This window comes from Enterococcus sp. DIV0176 (assembly GCF_050528535.1).
In the GTDB taxonomy this organism is placed as follows: domain Bacteria; phylum Bacillota; class Bacilli; order Lactobacillales; family Enterococcaceae; genus Enterococcus_B; species Enterococcus_B thailandicus.
Window position 1 is genome coordinate 2,432,088 of record NZ_CP172879.1, and the last position, 19,776, is coordinate 2,451,863.

A 19,776-nucleotide genomic window follows, 5' to 3' on the forward strand; every position below is an offset into this window, starting at 1 on the left:
CTCCTATTTTTCTACTCGAATATCAAAGTAATCCATTACTAATTCACAAAACATCATATTTGCCCAAGAAAACCATTCTCTTGTGTAATTGTTAGGGTTATCCACATCAAAACCTTCGTGCATCAAGTTTGTTCCAGCATCTGTAGCTACTAATAAATCTAAAATTCGCTCTTTTTCTTTTCGATCATCAGTGGTCATGCCTTCCATTGCTAAAGCAATTGGCCAAACATAATTTTCAGGCGTATGAGAAGAGCCGATTCCTTTTGCATACTTTCCTTCATAAAAATAAGGATTTTCTGGGCTAAGCAACGTTTTTCTTGTTTGTAAATACGTCTCATCTTTCGAAGAACAATAGCCTAGGTAAGGAGCAGCCATTAGGTTTGGTACATTGCTGTCATCCATGATTGAGGTATTTCCTTGACCATCCACTTCGTATGCGAAAATAGTCTCTTTTGCTTGATTTTTAGTTTTACCATGCACTTCGATCCCTCGTTGAATCTCTTCTCGCAATGTGGTAGCTTTTGCTACGATTTGATTATTTGATAACACTGTTTGAAAAATTTCTTCAATATATCCTAAAACGACTACAGCAAACATGTTCGATGGGACTAAATACCCATATTGGCAAGTATCATCACTTGGTCGAAAACCTGACCAGGTCATTCCTGTAGGTACCACTTTTGCACCTTTCCCATCATTAACAAGCGTGTCTTCCAGACGAGTAGTATCACGTTCAAATCGATAAGGTGACTTAGTATGGTCTTGTTCTGTTTGAAAAACATTTAGAATTTTTTCGATTCCTGAAACAAATGAATCATCAAACTGATCTGTTTGCCCCGTATTTTTATATAAAAGATAGGCAAGTTGAACAGGATAACATAATGAGTCAATCTCATATTTTCTTTCCCAAATCCAATCATTCATTTCAGTATGGTCACTCTGATGTCCCGCCCCGTTCGCTTCTTCATTAAACGCATTCGCATACGGATCAATGTTGATATAAAAGAATTGTTTCTTTACCAACCCACTAATCATTGCTGCTAAGTCTTTATCTTCTTTGGCAATCACTAAGTAAGGGCGTACTTGTGCAGTGGAATCTCTTAACCACATAGCCGGTATATCACCGGTTAGCAAGAAAGTTGTTCCATCAGAATGTCGCTTTACTGTGGTTAACAATGTATTAGCAAACGCAGTAGAAAAATTTTTAGCCCAATCTGCATGCTCACTTCCACATTTCTGTTCAATTTTCCCCATGAATTCTTCAACTGATTTTGGTATATCTTTATATGGCATCTCTCAATATCCTCTTTTCTATTTGATATATCTTAGTAGATTATACTTCTTGGTTTGTTTTTTGTCTACGCTTTCATAATATTTTTTATTGTTTACTTTTGCTTTATTTATGCTATCATTTATACATGATATATCATTAAGAGGTGTTATTATGGAGCAACCATTATATAAGAAAATATTTATCGATCTACACAACGCAATTCTTGATGGAACTTTAGCCATTGATAGCCAAGTTCCTACTGAAAAAGAACTTTCTCAAAAATATCAAGTAAGTCGAATCACATCCAAACGAGCATTAACAGAATTGGAACAACTTGGTTTGATTTATCGAATTCGTGGAAAAGGCAGCTTTGTCAAAGCAGACAATCCAGAGACCTCGGCTGTCCACATTCAAAAAACAAAGAGAATTCTCTTTTTATTTCCGTTCTTAACTGATTTGTCTGTTGGTGATTTCACTGAAGGATTGAATCCAATTATGCAAGAAAATCAATTTGACGTATTGATGACCTCTCTTGATTTTCTCCAAACAAAAACGGCAAAAGAAGTGATGGATGAATTCGATGGATTGATTTACTACGCTATCGATACGGAGCAACACTTAGATTTATTGTTTGAACTTTCACTGAAAGATTTTCCAGTCATTATTTTGGATAAGAAAATTTATGAACTACCATTTCCAACCGTTCTTTCAGACAATTTCGCCGGCGGCTCGATAGCCACAAATCAATTGATTGCTGACGGTCATCAAAAAATTGGCTTCTTATTTGGCGAACCAACTCATCCACAATCAGTTCGTCAGCGCTATTTAGGCTATCTTGAAGCTCTTGATAAAGCTAATTTAGCTTTTCATACTGCGCTTGACGACCAAAAAGCAACGAATAAAGAGTTATTAAACTATATCAAAGAACACCAACTTACTGCGTTTGTCTGTGAAAATGATCTTGTTGCCATTCAAACAATGAACCAATTGAAACAAGCTGGCTTTTCAGTTCCTGCTGATTTTTCAATTATCGGTTTTGATGATATTCAAGCTGCAGCTTTAGTTGATCCGCCTTTGACAACTATTGCCCAAAATTTCAAAGAACTTGGAAAATCTGCTGGAGAAAAATTGATTCATTGGCTTGAAACCAAAGAATCACCAGCGGATACCAAATACCCAGTTACATTAATAACAAGACACTCAACGAAGGAGCTTAACAATGAACATTCAACAAATTGATACTCGCCACGGGACTGCCAACCAGTCCAATTATTCAAACGGAAATTGCCTGCCTTATACAGGCGTTCCGTTTGGAATGAATTATTTTGCCCCACAAACAACCGACCAAAAAGGAAGTTGGTGGTTCCACCCAGAAGACCGTATCTTTCAAGGTTATCGTTTAACACATCAACCTAGTCCTTGGATGGGTGATTTCAGTCATTTCCTAATGACACCAGTTAGTGGTACTCTACCTGAAAACAGTCTTTTTCATGCTCAGAGTTCTTATCGACCAGAAGAAAGCACGTTTTGCCCTACGCATCTGTCAATCAATCAACTGCGTTATGAAATTTCATCCACGTTGATTCCTAGTATGTATGGGGGTGTACTTACGATTGATTATCACAAAAATGATAGCGGTTTACTTTTGACTTTTCCTGAGCGATACCAGTTAAATGTTGTAGACTCGCATACAATTACTGGTTATCTCATCAACTTTTCTGGATGTGAGGATCCTGATTTTCGCTTTCACTTTATCCTTTCCTTTGAACAACCATTATTCGACACTGAGTTAGCAATTCCAGAGAATAGTTCTTCTATTTTGTTGTCGTTTGGCTCGATCGAACAGCAAACGATTCGCTTTGGTACTTCTTTTATTAGCGAAGAACAAGCACAGGTAAATTTATTGAGAGAGTCTGCACAGTCGCCTGATGAATACCTGGAAAAAAATCGCCAAATTTGGCAAGAATATTTCGATAAAATCAAAATCAGTCATCATGATAAAAAACAAGTAAGTACTTTTTATCATAACTTGTATCGTGTATTTCTCTTTCCTCAAACATTCTATGAAGTAACTAAGGATGGCGAAAAAATTCACTATGATACATTCAGCAAAACTATTCGCTCTGGTGTTCTTTATACAAATAATGGATTTTGGGATACGTATAAAACGGTCTACCCACTCTATTCATTGATTGCCACTGAAAATTATGAGGAAATGCTTGAGGGCTTTCTTACAAGTTATCGAGAAACGGGCTTTTTGCCAAAATGGCTATCGCCTGATGAACGAGGTTTAATGCCCGGAACATTGATTGATGCGGTAATTGCTGACGCCGCAGTAAAAGGAATTCGTAGTGATTTGATGCCTGAATTTTTAATAGCAATGAAAAAAAGCGCTACTGTCCAAAGTGAGTTACCTAATTATGGGCGCCAAGGAACACTTGATTATTTAACATATGGCTATGTTCCTAGTACCTATCATGAATCAGTCAATCATACTTTAGATTATGCTTATAGCGATTTTTGTATCAGCCAAGTTGCTGCTATACTGGGAGATCATGAGACCAGCGCTTTTTATCAAAGACAGTCCTTAAACTATCGTAATATTTTTGACCCTACCGTTGGGTTCATGCGTGCAAAAGATACGAATCAACAATTTAGAGAAAACTTCTCAGCGACTCGCTGGGGTCAAGATTACGCAGAAGGAAGTGCATGGCAAAGTAGCTTTGCCGTCTACCAAGACTTTAATGGTTTGATTCGTGAACATGGTGGAGAAGCTGCTTTTCAAGAAAAATTAATCAAGCTTTGTAATCAATCTCCTTCCTTTGAAGTTGGTGGATACGGATTTGAAATCCATGAAATGAGTGAAATGGCCGCTATTGAATTTGGACAACTGGCTATCTCAAATCAACCTAGCTTCCACTACCCTTATCTATTCAGTTATCTTGGTAAACCAGAGATGGCTCAACCGTTAATTAAACAATTGTTGACTCAAACCTTCAATGATTCACCGACAGGTTATCCCGGTGATGAAGATAATGGTAGCATGTCAGGTTGGTATATCTTTAGCAGTTTAGGTTTTTATCCAGTCACACCTGGTTCTGGAGAATATGTTATTGGTTTGCCACTGTTCGATCACGTTGAACTAAAACTTGCAAACGGTCAGACACTTACGATTGAAAGTTCACCAAATCAACCACAACAACAGTTTGTTCATCAAGTTGACCGTAATGATCAAATGCATTCTAAGTTATTCTTTACACACGAAGACTTACTCACAGGAGGAACAATTCGTTATCACTTAGGTACTGTTCCTCACCCCAAAAAATACGCGGCCGATGCTTTACCGTTTTCTTTAACCTAATAAGCCTTCACAATAAACTACGTGCAAAAATAAAATTTGATTTTTATTTTCATAAAAAAAGACTGAACCAAAACATATTTTCGTTTGGGCTCAGTCTTTTTGATTGTCTTTTTTACTCAGTCATTATCATTCCAAAATCAGCAATTCCAACCTATATAGAAGTTCCTACGTCTAAACACTGTACTCCCTACTTTTTTCTTTAAACTAAGTAAGGGGCTTTTCTCGGTACTCTTTTGGTGATTGTCCCACAATTTTCTTAAATAATTTAGAGAAATAAGTGGTGTTGTTGTAGCCAATCTCGTTTGAAATTTCATTGATATTTTGTTCACTGTGAAGTAGCAACCATTTTGCTTGCTCCATCCGTAAATGATTTAAGTAGGTAGAAAAGCTTTTTTTCGTTTCTTTTTTAAATAGTTGCCCGAGATACATCACATTTAGGTGCAAACTTTCGGATACTTCTTTTAATGTTAACGGCTCCCGGTAATTTTCGTGCAGTATTTGCAGCGCTTGCTTGATATTTTCACTATAGTTTTTTTGCTTTTGCTGCTTACGAACTAAGGAAAGCAACAATTCTTGAAGGTCATTCACATTTTTTGCCTGATTTATTTGATGAATACCTGTCAAGTACTCATCATCTTCTAGTGTAATCAGCTCTCGTTGAATATCCATAAACAATAAGAAAGTGAAGTGCCGAATGTCCTCGGGAGTCATGACTGCCGATTGGAATTGTTCAAAAAACTCACGAATCATTTGTTGAACTAAATCTAACTGATTACTTTGAAGCGCGCGACTAAAAGTAGAAAAATCAATTAACTGATCTTGATTTTCTGCAGGCAGGGACCTAATGATTTCACGTCTGGCTTCACCGTAAAACTGTTGAAGATGCAACTGGTCTTTTGCCCGACGAAAACTTTCAGGAATATCATCTATTTCCTTTATTTCGTCACCCACACTAATCAGCCAATCTTGTTGTGCATACTGCGTTTGAAAATAGTCACAAAAGTCCCCGACTTTCTGGGGACTAAGCAAAATGGTGAAGCAAGTCACATCCCCAAAACTTCGCTGATAATAAGTAGTTGCTTGTTGTTCTTTTAACCATTGAATAATAGCAGATTCATGTATTCTTTCTAGCTGAATCAATAAAATTTGTTGTGACTCTTGAGGTAATCCACTCAAAAACTCTTCTTCGCTGGTTTCATCTAACTCTTCATTTAACCATTGACTGAATAAAAGTTCCTGATAAATTTCTTGCTGATTTTTTTGCTCATTTTGCTGATCCAAACGTTCTTTTACTTTTTTTAAGCTTTCAATCAACTCTGTTTTATTCACCGGCTTCATCAAATAATTAACTGCCCCAAGTTGCATACCACCTTTAAGGTATTCAAATTCTTGGTAGCCAGAAAGAATCATAAACTCAAAGGTATATTGCTCTTTTTGAGCTGCTTCAATAAATTCTAGACCGTTCATCTCTGGCATTGTTACATCTGTAATAACTAAATCAATAACTTGTTTTTCTAAAACCAATAACCCTTGCATAGCATTTTCTGCCGTTGCTACGATTTCAAATCCAAAACTGGGCCAATCAACAATTTTTTTCAATCCATTCAAAATCATGTATTCATCATCAACCAGCAACACTTTATACATTTTCAGACTCCTTCTTCTTAAATGTAATTTTAATCGTTAAGCCACCTTCTTTATTCGCAAACATTCGCATCCGGTACGTGCTACCGAAATTTGCGCGTAAACGTTCATTTACGTTTTGCAAACCAATTGATTCATGTAACTCGACTTTTGGATGTACCAATCGATTTTCAATTGACACTAACTGCTCTGGAGTAACTCCTTTACCGTTATCTTTCACTTGAATTTGTACAAATGATCCTTGTTGAAAAACTTTTACGCTCAATGCGTTATCATAACGAGTAAAATCAATTCCATGTTTAAAATAGTTTTCAACTAGTGGTTGGATTACAAATTTCGGTACTTCAATTTGCTCTAGTGATTCCTCAATCGAAAAATGATAGGCTACACGATTAGGATAACGCATTTGGTAGAGAAATACATACTTTTCACAAAAATTCAGCTCTTCTTTAAGGCTAATTTTCGTTTCTTGATTCGTGTTATTTCTTAATAATGCAGAGAAAGCATAGACCACTTCTGCAAGTTCTTCGCTTCCCTCACTCAACGCATACATTCGAATGTACTCCAATGTGTTGTAAAGAAAATGAGGATTGATTTGTGCTTGTAATGCGCGCATATGTGCATCTTTTTGTTTGATTTCTAATTTATAGATATCTTCAACGTATTGGTTGATGCTATCCAACATAGTATTAATACCTTGCGCTAAATCTTTCAGCTCATACTCCGTTTGTTCCTGGGCAATTCGCGTGTCCAGATTACCATTTGCCGCTTCATTCATTGCACGCATCACTACGTCGATTTGCTGAGAATAACGTTTAAATGTTTTATATAAGAATACGAGTAGAATACTGTCTAAAAGAATCACGCCAATAATCAATGGTGCCAGACTTCTTGCAGTTTCTCGATAAACATTTCGTTGGTCTAGCGTTGCTAGTATACGGTACTCACCAGATAATTCCTGATAGGAAACAAAGTTATGTTCTTCCAATTTCGATAAAGGGAGTCCAGAATTCTTATCCAATTCTTGTGTAATCAGTGTTTCTTGTTTCTTTCGGCTTTCTGGTGCTAGTCCTGCGCTATGAAAAGTATACAGACGATTAGCAGAGCCAGAAATCATGTACAAAGATAAGCCATTAAAAGCATTCAGGCTTTCTAAACTGGATTCCAATTCTTTCTTTTGGAACCCAACAAAGATGCTTCCCAGCTCCGTGCCACCTTGAGTAATCGGCATTTTGATATAAAAAGCATTTTTTAATGTCGGGGTTCCCGTTTTAACAATTCCCGCTTTGTGTTCTCTGGTAGACTCAAAATATTCTGGCAGTTGACTAAAAACAATGTAGAGAGAACTTAGCTCTTCATAGTTGACGTAAAGATCCAACATTTCATTTGGAAAAGACAATAGTTCATTGGTTTTACTTTGTTGCGTATATGCGTACATCAAATACCGGTCAATTGGTTGTGTCAGATAAGTTGTCGCATTCTCGATTTTTTCTGGACTTCCCAGAAGTTGATCTTTGATAATTTTGCTTAATGTTGTTTTGTCATTTAGCATTCGATTTGTCGTTTGCAGTGCTTCATTGGTGACATTTTCTGCTTGATTTTGGTTTTGACTCCAAGTATGGATACTAAAAATAATTGTTGCGCCAATTGTGAGTACAGTCATCACTACTGCGTATTTACGCAACAAACGGTTGAGCAACGTCCCTTTTGAAAATAAAACTTTGAATGGATTATTCATAGTTTTCCATTCGAACCGCTAATTCTTCGCGCCATTTTTTTGTCGCCAACACATTCCATACGGTCAATAAACCTAGCAAACCAAATAACAATAGACCTTTGAAATGCCACGTCAACGCAAGGATAATCCCGCTACCAATAATCATCTTCAACAACGTAGAAAAGCTCGATAAACTTGAAATAAAACTTAACTTAACCACATTGCCGAATGTCATTTCATATTCACTATCTAAAATTAAACTCCATTGATACGTTGCAAACAAATAAAGTAAACCAAACAACAAAATAAAATCAATTCCCAAAAATAAAAGTCCTTGTATTTGAACTGAAAGATAAAGATTATAACTTAGAATAGCTAACCCTGCAAAAAAGAAGAAAAACAAATAATTTCCTCGCTTAAAATATTTCTTAAAACAGTACCAACCTTGCTTAAGTGTTATGTCTTTGTACTCAAACTCATAGTGATAAAATAATTCATTAATTGTTTTCAACGCTGGTCCAATTCCTAAAACAATCCCGCCTGTTAGACTAAACAACCAGAAAAAAAGTGTTAGTTTAACAACTACCCACACACGAATGAACAATGTCTCCAAAGCTTTTCCTAACATAATATCTCCTTTTTAAAACATAATCTTTTCTCTCTTATTATATAAAGAACAGCGAGCAGATGGAACCGCTCGCTGTCAGACTTATTTATTTTCGAAATTCATCGTATTGTTTTTGCATCTCAGTTAAAACTTTTTCGTAACCAGCTTTATCTAATGCCTCGAGCAATTTAGGCAAAGTTTCGTCTGGATCAACTGTTCCGGTATTTAATCCATCCATATACTGATTCATGACGTTTGAGATGTTACTGATTTCTGTTTTAACACTGTCTGTATTAAAGCTGAACCCTAAGATTGGTGAAGTTTCAGCTTCTTCAATTGATTTATCGCGTGTAGCGATCATTTCATCAGTGATTGATTCTTGTGTGTATAAAATTGCGTTATTTCCTGTGTTCCAAGCAGACATGTGTGTTTTTGGTTGGTAACCATCTAACAACTTGATCTTGTCGTCTGTTCCGTCTACTTTTTCCCACGCTTCGCCTTCAATTCCCCAAACTAATCCGTTCAATAATTCAGCATCGCTGTTAAGTAATCCTAAAAATTCAACTGCTTTTTCTTTGTTTTTTGAAGTATTTGAAACAACGAAGTTTGCCATTTGTGCTTGCCCTGTTGATTTCAAAGGAACAGTGATTGATTTAGAAACTAATTCTTGGTTTGCTGCATTACTTAAAATTGTGTCACCATAATCGAAAGGCCCTTGTGTTTCGCCACGTAGTAACCAAGTGTTCCCTTCTAAAGGATAATCTTTGCTACTTGTTGCCGCATCACTTGGAATCAAGCCTTGTTGGTACCAGCTATGCATCGTACGAAGTAAGTCAACATAAGTTTTGTTGTCGTATTGATTGATAATCTTTGCTTTGTCTCCATTTAAATCAATTGCAAATGGTAACGTATTTCCTAATGGATAATCGAAGTCACCTTGAACTTTGAAGCCTTGACCAATGGCGAAAGCAGCTGTATTTGGTTCTTTTTTGTGGAATTCTTGTAAAACTTTTTCGGCATCTGCATAAGATTCGATTCCATCAATTGAAAGATTGTATTTATCTAACAATGGTTTGTTAAAAGTTAACACTTGTTGAGCAAACACATTGCCATTTACTGGAAGCGCATATAATTTGTCATTGACTAAATTCCCTTTAATATAGGCTTCGTCTAACGCATCATAAGCATCTTTAGCGTATTTAGGTGCTAACTCAGTTAGGTCGGCAAACGCACCTTTTTGAGCATTAGAAACATAGTTATTTGCATAAGCGATATCGTAGTTTTCACCAGAAGAAATGATTACGTTCATTTTTTTCTCGTAGTCCCCAAAACCGATATAGTTGATATTGACCTTCGTACCAATTTTGTCTTCGATTCGTTTATTCGCCACTTCCATCAATGCATCATAATTATCTGGCTTATCCCCGATTTGATACATCTGCAATGTGATACTGTCAGACCCTTCTGAATTACTGCTTGCATTTGAACCTCCACCACAAGCAGCTAACGTACCAACCATCAACGCTGAAACTCCTGTAAAGGCTAGTTTCTTCCATAACTTCATCTTACTTCCTCCTAAATAAAATAATTTATTATTTATTCCTTGACTCCACCAATCGTTAACCCTTTGACAAAATGTTTTTGGAAAAATGGGTAACTAATCGCAATTGGCAATGTTGAGATAACAACGATTGCCATTCGTGCTGATTCTCCTGGTACAGCTGCTAAACCTCCAGCAAGCTGGCTTCCAGCTCCCGCATTTTGTGTGAGATATTGGATATTACTTTGAATCTTCATCAACAAGTATTGTAATGGGACTAAGTTATCATTTTGAATGTAAAGTAATGCGTTGAACCAATCATTCCAGTAACCTAATGCGGCAAATAAGCTAATTGTCGCAATTCCGGGAACAGCTAAAGGTAACACGATTTGAATAAAAATTCGCAACTCGCTTGCTCCATCAATTCTGGCAGACTCAATAATTGAATCTGAGACTGAGCGTTTAAAGAAAGTTCGCATCACAATAATATTGAATGGGCTAACTGCCATTGGCAAAATCAGTGCCCAAATCGTATCTTTTAATTGAAGCAAATTGGTCATCACCAAGTAATTGGCTACCATCCCTGGTGAAAACAACATGGTAATTAAACAAAAGACTGTAAAGAAACGACGGAATGGGAAATTAGAACGAGAGATTGCATAGGCATACAATGAAGTAGCTGTGCTATTAATCAAAGTTCCTAAAACCGTTACTAAAACTGTTACAAATAATGCTTGGAAAATTTTCTCTTGCATCTGTCCAAATAGATACGTATAACCAAATGTACTGAATTTTTCTGGCCAGAAACTATAACCATTAGTTGCTAACGCTGTTTCATCTGTCAAAGAAATCGCGATAACAAATAGAAACGGCAAGATACAGGAGAAGGCAAAAATCGCGATCAATAAATTAGAAAAGAGATTCATTGGTTTGCTGAAAGCTCGCACTTGAACCTGCTCTACTTTTTTCTTTTTCATCGAATCCCCCTCCTAAAACAATGCTGATTCGCTGTCGAAACGACGTGCGATCGCATTCGTAGTCATTAACAAAACAAATCCTACAACTGACTGATACAATCCGGCTGCTGCAGTCATTCCAAAGTCACCTGTAGAAGTCAACCCATTAAAGATATACGTATCTAATACTTGAGTCACGTCATACAGTGCGCCTGAATTTCTTGGAATATTATAGAACAACCCGAAATCAGCTCGGAATATATTCCCAACAGCTAAAATCGTTAAAATCGACATCAACGGTACTAATTGAGGAATTGTCACATGTTTGATTTGTTGCCATTTGCTTGCGCCATCAACCATAGCTGCTTCATAGTAAGTGGGGTCGATTCCCATTACTGAAGCAAAGTAAATGATACTATTATAGCCGATTCCTTTCCACGTCCCAATGAACAATAGAATAAATGGCCAATATTTTGGTTCATTGTACCAATTGATTGCTTCTCTTCCATGACCTAACAGCCATTGGTTGAAAATTCCTTTATCTGGGCTCAAAAAGGCATAAACAAAGTAACTAATGATAACCCAAGACAAGAAATAAGGTAGTAATGACATTGTTTGATACACTTTTACTAATTTTTTATTTCTTAACTCACTCATGATAATGGCAAAAACAACCGAAATCAGTAAGTTTAGTGTAATAAATCCTACATTATACAAAATCGTGTTTTTCGTAATTAAAAATGCCTGATCTGAAGAAAATAAAAATTTGAAATTCTCCCAACCAACCCACGGGCTCTCTCTCAAACTTGCCAAAAATCCATCTGCAGAGATATGGAAATTTTTAAAGGCAACCACGTTTGCTAACACTGGAATATAGAAGAAGAAAATCATCCACAACATTCCAGGCACAGCCATTAAAATCAAAGCTTTAAAACGCCAAACCATCGAGAAAAAATGTTTTAACCCCTTTCTTTTTTTCATCAAAAAACTCCTTTCAACTTGTTCGCACCGTAATTATAGCGCTTTCAAAAACAAGATTGAATAAACAAATTATAGGTATAATGAAACAAACTATAGCTGATATTGAACTATTTTTAATTGGTCGCTGCCTATTTTTGAGTTTGATCAATAAAAAAAGGAAGGAATATAGCAGATTCCTCCCCTTTCATTTTCATTTGTACTAAATAAGGTTGCCTGTTTTGCGTATTTACGCAGGAATAGCACCTAATTTTTTAATTGTTTACTTTTCTTGGATTTTTACTAATTCCTCTGCCGTCAACTCCCGATACTCACCTAATCCTAAGTCTGCAGGTAATACAACATTTCCCATTCGGATTCGTTTGAGGTAAGTCACTTCTTTGCCAACAGCTTTCACCATTCGTTTCACTTGATGAAATTTTCCTTCATGAAGAATCAAACGAATGTCTGACGTTTGTTCGGCTTCGTTCACTGCATCAATCGTTAGCACAGCAGGAAGTGTTTCTTCCCCTTGACTGATGACCAATCCCTTTGAAAAAGCATCAATATCTTCTGCCGTCATCACCCCAGCTACTTTTGCAAAATATTCTTTTTCAACATGTTTCTTCGGCGACAATAGCCGATGTGCCAAAGCACCATCATTGGTTATGAGCAATAAGCCTTCCGTATCTTTATCCAATCTTCCTACTGGAAAAAGATCCTCACGATAATCAAAATCATTCAGCAAATCCAAAACAGTTTCATCATAGTTATCTTGCGTTGCAGAAACCACACCCGCAGGTTTATTTAAAAGATAATAAAAATTCTTTTGGTACATAAGTTTTTCATCTAAATAAGCAATTTCATCTAAGAGTTCTTTTACCTGAAACTTATCACTTTTGATTACTTTGCCATTAACAGTCACTTGGCCTTTTTTGATTAACCCTTTGACTTCCTTTCGACTGCCTAACCCCACATCGGCTAAAAATTTATCTAAACGCATGCGTTTTCCTACTTTCTAAAAAGAAAAGAACTTGCAACAACAGTCTATTGACGTTTGTCGCAACTTCCTCTTCTTTCTTTTTATTTGATTCGTAAGCGATAACGTAGTCGGACCATACTGCTACCCAATAATTTCTCCGCCAAGCGAATTTTCAATGCTAAATAACCATAAACTGCTACACCCACGCCAGCCACACTGACGACTAAAATCAATGATTCAAATTTACTATCTTGGCTTAAGAATAAACTTAAAAGTTGCTTTGTTAATCCTGTTGCTAACAACATCAATAGCGTCATGATAAAAATCAACAACGTTCTTCGCCAAACAAAGCCAACTCGAAAACGTACGACTTGGTGCATTTTACGAAGAATCAAGATACAAGAAACAGCGAAACCAATCATGGTTGCTAGTAACGGTCCGTAAACTTGAAATATTCTGATCGCAGGATACTGTAAAATTAATTTCACGACAAAGCCTATCAACAAGTAGCGAATAGCTGCACGATTTTCAAACATTCCTTGCAACATATTAGAAATCAACATATACAAACCTAAAAATAAGCCTACAAAACTTGCTTGGACCAATACTTTACTGCCCAATACATCTGGTGTGTAAAAGAGTGTATTCAATGGATAAGCTAACAACATCACACCTGCGGTAGCAGGAAACATGACAAACGAAAACAATTGTAGATTGCCACTAGTCAACTTAGCCAAACCAGGACGATCCTTCAATGTGATGGCTTCCGTAATCAATGGTAAGCCCGTCGCTGCAATCGATGTTGCTAAGGCAATGACCACCATCGTTAACTTATCTGGATTTGCGCTAAAAATAGAAAATAGATCAAGCAACTGTGCCTTTGAATATTCCGTCGTGGCAGACATGATTCGAATGAACGTAAACTGGTCAACCAATTTGAAAATCGTTACTCCTGATCCAACAATGATAAATGGAATAGCCTCTTTCATAGTATCCAGTAATAGTTTTCTAGTTGCTACATTTACTTGGTTATTGCTATGTTCAATATGCTGATTCATCAGTGGTTGTTGTTTTCTTAAATAATAAAGCAAAACCACAATACTAACTAACATTCCGATAAACGCGGCAAACGTTGATTGCGTGACTGCAGCCACGTAATCGCCTGTAGTCATCTTCATGATGATAAACGTCATCAACAACATGTAAAAAATTCGTGCAACTTGTTCAACAATTTGTGAAAGTGCATAAGGCATCATGTCTTGATTTCCTTGGAAATACCCACGAATTACACTCATACATGGGAATACCAATACCGCAATACTCAATGAACGCATTGTTGGAATCAATTCGTCTCCGCCACCAGAAGCATGCGCAAGCCAAGGTGAAGCAAGATACATGAACGCGGCAAAAACAATGCCTAAAATCCCCATCATTTGTAAAGCGCGGAAGAAAAGTCGGCGAGAAGTACCATATTCATTTAATGAATTATAACGAGCCGTTTGTTTGGCAATCGCCGCAGGAATCCCAGCTGTTGAAATCAATAAAAACAGCGCATAAATATTATAGCCCATGTTAAACAAACCATTTGCTGCTTTTGCATTTTCGCCCATCCAGGCATACCACGGAATAATATAAATCGCACCCAATAAACGCGAAAGGATATTACTTGTTGTCATCCAAGCAGAGCCTCGAGCCATTTTTTCTTGGGCAGTTAAAACTTTTTCTGTCGGTCCTCTTTGATTATTCATCTCAATTATTCCAACTTTCTTCAAAACATTACTATTATTTTAATTGTAAAACAGGAAACTAGCAATCTCTTTTCGATGGTTTTTCTGTGAAGATGTGCTTTTTTTGAATTCGGTTTCTTTTTCAACTGAATTTGCTAGTCTACAACGCGCTCTTTTCTTAAAAAGTATCTACTCTGTTCAAGTAATCTGAACCTAAGCGATTTTCCTAAAAAGAACCTTGCATTAAAGAAAAACATTTCATGCTATGCTATAATTAGTTAGAAAATTCAACAAAGCGAGGGATCAATCAATGAGCTTCTCCTTAGAAGATGTCCGTGAATTGTTACTAAAAGAAAATCTATTAAAAGAATTTGTTTCCAATCAAGGCTGGCATTTAACTGCGCCAACTAATTTTTCATTTGAAACGATCAGTTATGATTCTCGTCAAGTCGATGAATCAACTTTATTTTTTTGTAAAGGTCTGAACTTTAAAGAGGCGTATTTACAGTCTGCTGTTTCGCAAGGACTAGCTTATTATGTCGCTGAACAGCCTTATGAAGTAGCTGCTGTGGGCGTTATCGTTACCGACATTCGTAAAGCGATGGCCATTTTAGCCATGGCATTTTATGATTATCCACAACAAAAACTACAGGTCATTGGTTATACTGGCACGAAAGGAAAAACAACAGCAGCTTATTTTACCAAGGCAATCCTAGACCACACAACGAATAAGAAAACTGCCTTGCTTTCGACAATGAATACAACACTAGATGGCCAAACTTATTTCAAATCTCATTTGACCACACCAGAATCTTTGGATTTGTATCGAATGATGGCTGAAGCAGTTACGAATGGGATGACTCATTTAGTCATGGAAGTTTCTTCTCAGGCTTATAAAACACAGCGCGTCTATGGACTAACATTAGATGTCGGTATCTTCTTAAACATTTCACCCGACCACATTAGCCCAATCGAGCATCCAACATTTGATGATTACTTTTATTGTAAACGTCAGTTGATTTTAAATTCTAAAACCGTTGTCTTGAATCATGAAAGTGATTATTTCGAGCTGTTGAAAGAAACTGCTGACCTTTATCACATACCTGCAATTGTGTATGGGCGCTCGCCTGAAACAACTTATCAAGTCACAAGTTTAGCCGGATTAGGTCATCCTTTTGCTTTGACAAGTCATCATGGACAGTTACCCATCGAAGCAGAATATGATATTTTACTGGCTGGCGGATTCAATCAAGAAAATGCGACTAGCGCAATCATTGCAGCTGCTTTGACTGGTGCTTCAATCGAAGATGCACAAACTGGCTTAAAAGCAGCTCGCGTTCCCGGACGTATGGATCAGCTAATTCAACAGAACGGTGCACATGTTTATGTTGACTATGCACATAATTATTTAAGTTTAAAAACATTATTGGCATTTGCCAAAAGTGAACATCCTAAGGGGCGCGTCATTGTTGTCTTGGGCAGTCCCGGAAATAAAGCTATTTCTCGACGTCATGATTTTGGAAAAGTCTTGTCAGAAACAGCAGATGTTGTTTTCTTAACGGCTGATGATCCAGCCTTTGAAGATCCTCAAAAAATTGCCGATGAAATTGCTGAAGCAATCACGAATGAAGAGTTGCTTATTCATTATGAAATGGATCGTCCAGCTGCGATTGAACAGGCTTTGACTGAAAGTACAGCCGAAGATTCCGTAGTCATTGCCGGAAAAGGCGTGGATCCTTATCAAAAAATCAATGGCGAAGATGTTCTTTATGAAGGTGATTATGCTATCGTGAAGCGACTGATCGAGGAAAAACAACTTTAATTAGTAATTTATACCTGCATACACATTAATCCTATTATTACTAAATAATGCAAATGGACTGCGAAAAAAATCGCAGTCCATTTTTTATGTAAGCCAATTTATCTTTTAGGTTTTTTTACTCGCTCTTCTACATTTCGTTGCTCAGCGGCTAAAAAATCTTTTAAATCGATTTTATTTACCTTGTTCAACCCACCATATCCAGAATCTGCCATTTTTCCCCAGCCAGTTTGCTTCTTTCTTCTATTCGGTTCTTGATTCCTTTTTCGAATTGTTTCACTTCTTTCCGCTCGTTTCTTTTGTAAATACGTTTCAACGTTTTCTGTGAGCTTCATGTCATTTCCCCCTTTTTAATAAAGTATAGCATTCTTGATTGAGTAGCCAAAAAAATAGGTTGAAACGATTATCGCCTACTTTGCTTTCCTCCCTCATTCCAAATGAAAAACAAAGAGAGGAAACTCAATGATGCTTGAGTTTCCTCTCTCGTTTTAATCCGTTTGCTGCTTGTTTTTAGTTTGCAACAATATTAACCAATTTATTTGGAACAGCAATCACTTTACGAACCGTTTTTCCAGCAATTTGTTCTTGAATTGCTTCATCTGCTAAAGCTACTTTTTCAAGCTCATCTTTGCCTAAGTCACGTGCAACATTTGCTTTAGAACGAACTTTTCCGTTGACTTGGAAAACAACTTCAATCTCATCTTCAACCAATGCAGCTTCATCATATGTTGGCCAAGGTACATAAGAAATTCCATCTTCGTTTCCTAAAATTGCCCAAAGTTCTTCGCCCAAATGTGGCGCAACAGGCGCTAACAATTGAACAAATCCTTCAACATACTCGTAAGGCAAGGCATCTGCTTTATACGCTTCGTTAACAAAGACCATTAATTGAGAAATAGCTGTGTTGAAATGCATGCTTGCATAGTCTTCTGTTACCTTTTTCACTGTTTGATTGTAAACTTTTGCTAGTTTGCCATCATTGATGGTTGTGATACGATCACGCATTTTATTGTTTTCGTCCACAATCAGGCGCCATACACGATCCAAGAATTTACGGCTACCTTCTAGTCCGTTTTCGCTCCATGCAATCGAAGCATCTAAAGGTCCCATGAACATTTCATACATGCGTAATGTATCCGCACCATAAGCTTCAACTACGTCATCTGGATTTACAACATTTCCACGTGATTTTGACATTTTCTCATTGTTCTCGCCTAAAATCATTCCTTGGTTATACAATTTTTGGAATGGTTCTTTTGTTGGAACAACACCAATATCATACAGGAATTTATGCCAGAAGCGAACATATAATAAATGTAGCACTGCATGTTCAGCACCACCAACATAGATATCCACTGGCATCCAGCGTTCTAGTTTTTCATAGTTTGCTAATTCTTTTTTATTGTGTGGATCAATGTAGCGTAGGTAATACCAAGAACTCCCAGCCCATTGTGGCATCGTATTTGTTTCGCGACGACCTTTTTTACCTGTTTCTGGATCAACAACATTGACCCAATCAGTGATATTTGCTAATGGTGACTCACCAGTACCACTTGGTTTAATGTTATCTGTAATTGGCAAACGTAATGGTAATTCTTCTTCTGATAGTGCAGTTACTGTGCCGTCTTCCCAATGAATAATTGGAATTGGTTCTCCCCAATAACGTTGACGTGAGAACAACCAGTCGCGTAAACGGTAGCTAACTTCTTTTTTACCAAAGCCATTCTCCTCAAGCCAGCTATTCATTTTAGCAATGGCTTCTTCTGTGTTCAAGCCATCTAAAAACTCAGAATTGATATGTGGGCCATCTTCTGTATGTGCTGCTTTTGAAAGATCGCCACCTTCAATAACTGGTTGGATTGGCAAATCAAACACTCTGGCAAATTCATAGTCACGCTCATCATGCGCAGGAACTGCCATGATCGCACCTGTTCCATAAGAAGCAAGTACATAATCAGCAATCCAAATTGGAATTTCTTTGCCATTGGCTGGATTAATTGCATACGCACCAGTAAAGACTCCTGTTTTTTCTTTGGCAAGATCTGTCCGCTTCAAATCAGATTTTTTCGCAGTTTCTTCAATATACGCTTCAACAGCTGCTTTTTGTTCTGGTGTCGTGATTTCACGAACCAAATCTAATTCTGGTGCTAAAACAGAATAAGTTGTTCCAAATAATGTATCGGGACGAGTTGTGAAGACTGTATAAGATTTATCTGTCCCAGCCACTTTGAATTCCACATTTGCCCCAACTGAGCGACCAATCCAGTTTCTTTGCATTTCTTTAATGCTTTCTGGCCAATCTACGGTTTCTAAATCGTCTAATAAGCGATCCGCATATGCAGTAATTTTCAACATCCATTGGCGCATCGGTTTACGCACGACGTCAAAGCCGCCACGTTCGCTCTTTCCATCAATAACTTCTTCATTTGAAATCACTGTTCCTAGTTCTGGAACCCAGTTCACAGCAACTTCTGCTTCATACGCTAACCCTTTTTCATATAATTTCGTAAAGATCCATTGTGTCCATTTGTAATACTCTGGATCTGTGGTATTCACTTCACGGTTCCAATCATAACTAAAGCCTAAAGAATTGATTTGACGACGGAACGTTTCAATATTTTTCTTCGTGAATTCTGCAGGATCATTCCCAGTATCTAATGCGTACTGCTCTGCTGGAAGTCCAAATGCATCCCACCCCATTGGATGCAACACATTGAAACCTTGACTACGTTTCACACGTGAAAGAATATCTGTTGCAGTATATCCTTCTGGATGTCCCACATGTAATCCTTGACCAGATGGATACGGAAACATATCTAGTGCGTAAAATTTTGGTTTTTGTGGATCATCTTGGGTATTAAATGTGTGATTTTTCGCCCAATATTTTTGCCATTTTTTTTCAATTTCTTTATGGTTATAACTCATTTTCTGTCCCCCTGCATTTTTTTCGTTGAAAGTAAGTTACTTTCCTCATTGTTTTTTTCGTTCTACCGATAAAAAACAAAAAAGTCCTATAAAAAGATTGCTCTTTTTATAGGACGTAATCTACGTGGTACCACCTAATTTTTACCTTTTCCATTGGAAATAGGCCTCAAACGTTGTAACGGTCGTCACCGCCATTGCTTACTTTTATTTTCAGCAAAGGCAACTCAAAGGCGAGTTCAAAAGCGTCCGTACACATTTTCACCAACCA

Annotated in this window: 14 protein-coding genes and 1 other annotated feature (1 of these 15 cut by a window edge); of the genes, 3 read left to right on the forward strand and 11 right to left on the reverse strand. The window is 37.1% G+C overall.

Translation table 11 applies throughout. From position 1 onward, the window contains the following. Positions 1-3: 3 nt before the first annotated feature. Positions 4-1,293, reverse strand: coding sequence for a glycoside hydrolase family 125 protein (locus tag IGJ66_RS11230; protein ID WP_430616627.1), 1,290 nt, complete (start codon positions 1,291-1,293; stop codon positions 4-6). A gap of 151 nt (positions 1,294-1,444) precedes the next feature. On the opposite strand from IGJ66_RS11230, the gene IGJ66_RS11235 reads away from it, so the two are divergent. Then, a complete protein-coding gene (locus tag IGJ66_RS11235; protein ID WP_071869319.1) occupies positions 1,445-2,512 on the forward strand; it encodes a GntR family transcriptional regulator in 1,068 nt (355 codons plus the stop codon). Further along, entirely contained in the window at positions 2,493-4,634 is a 2,142-nt protein-coding gene (locus IGJ66_RS11240; protein ID WP_376022358.1) for a GH92 family glycosyl hydrolase, read from the forward strand. Before IGJ66_RS11235 ends, IGJ66_RS11240 begins: the two co-directional genes overlap by 20 nt. 204 nt (positions 4,635-4,838) lie before the next feature. On the opposite strand, the gene IGJ66_RS11245 is transcribed toward IGJ66_RS11240, so the two are convergent. The 8 genes from IGJ66_RS11245 to IGJ66_RS11280 all read right to left on the reverse strand — a co-directional run bounded on the left by IGJ66_RS11245 (position 4,839) and on the right by IGJ66_RS11280 (position 14,785). Beyond that, positions 4,839-6,281, reverse strand: coding sequence for a response regulator transcription factor (locus tag IGJ66_RS11245; RefSeq protein WP_071869317.1), 1,443 nt, complete (start codon positions 6,279-6,281; stop codon positions 4,839-4,841). Next, the gene (locus IGJ66_RS11250) at positions 6,274-8,016 is read right to left on the reverse strand and encodes a sensor histidine kinase (protein WP_430616628.1); all 1,743 of its coding nucleotides are present in this window, start codon (positions 8,014-8,016) and stop codon (positions 6,274-6,276) included. Before IGJ66_RS11250 ends, IGJ66_RS11245 begins: the two co-directional genes overlap by 8 nt. Continuing rightward, on the reverse strand, positions 8,009-8,623 hold the full coding sequence (locus tag IGJ66_RS11255; RefSeq protein WP_430616629.1) for a DUF624 domain-containing protein: 615 nt from the start codon (positions 8,621-8,623) through the stop codon (positions 8,009-8,011). The genes IGJ66_RS11250 and IGJ66_RS11255 overlap by 8 nt, the downstream gene beginning before the upstream one ends. An 85-nt stretch (positions 8,624-8,708) precedes the next feature. Then, a complete protein-coding gene (locus tag IGJ66_RS11260; RefSeq protein WP_430616630.1) occupies positions 8,709-10,166 on the reverse strand; it encodes an ABC transporter substrate-binding protein in 1,458 nt (485 codons plus the stop codon). 32 nt (positions 10,167-10,198) lie between these two features. Next, complete coding sequence (locus tag IGJ66_RS11265) at positions 10,199-11,119, reverse strand: carbohydrate ABC transporter permease (protein ID WP_067481675.1); 921 nt, start codon at positions 11,117-11,119, stop codon at positions 10,199-10,201. Between the two features lie 12 nt (positions 11,120-11,131). Further along, complete coding sequence (locus IGJ66_RS11270) at positions 11,132-12,079, reverse strand: ABC transporter permease (RefSeq protein WP_067481676.1); 948 nt, start codon at positions 12,077-12,079, stop codon at positions 11,132-11,134. A gap of 259 nt (positions 12,080-12,338) precedes the next feature. Next, positions 12,339-13,058 (reverse strand): pseudouridine synthase, encoded by a 720-nt coding sequence (locus IGJ66_RS11275; RefSeq protein WP_067481678.1) that lies wholly within the window; start codon positions 13,056-13,058, stop codon positions 12,339-12,341. A gap of 80 nt (positions 13,059-13,138) precedes the next feature. After that, on the reverse strand, positions 13,139-14,785 hold the full coding sequence (locus tag IGJ66_RS11280; RefSeq protein ID WP_067481681.1) for a putative polysaccharide biosynthesis protein: 1,647 nt from the start codon (positions 14,783-14,785) through the stop codon (positions 13,139-13,141). A 289-nt stretch (positions 14,786-15,074) separates the two neighbouring features. On the opposite strand from IGJ66_RS11280, the gene IGJ66_RS11285 reads away from it, so the two are divergent. After that, positions 15,075-16,586: a UDP-N-acetylmuramoyl-L-alanyl-D-glutamate--L-lysine ligase gene (locus IGJ66_RS11285; protein WP_067481682.1), complete on the forward strand. Its 1,512-nt coding sequence runs from the start codon at positions 15,075-15,077 to the stop codon at positions 16,584-16,586. A gap of 98 nt (positions 16,587-16,684) precedes the next feature. Here the strand turns inward: IGJ66_RS11285 and IGJ66_RS11290 are convergent, their stop codons facing one another. After that, entirely contained in the window at positions 16,685-16,918 is a 234-nt protein-coding gene (locus IGJ66_RS11290) for a hypothetical protein (protein ID WP_071869314.1), read from the reverse strand. A 175-nt stretch (positions 16,919-17,093) separates the two neighbouring features. Then, positions 17,094-19,508 (reverse strand): leucine--tRNA ligase, encoded by a 2,415-nt coding sequence (leuS, locus tag IGJ66_RS11295; RefSeq protein ID WP_071869313.1) that lies wholly within the window; start codon positions 19,506-19,508, stop codon positions 17,094-17,096. A gap of 106 nt (positions 19,509-19,614) precedes the next feature. Then, positions 19,615-19,776, reverse strand: a binding site (T-box leader) (it continues 51 nt past the right edge of the window).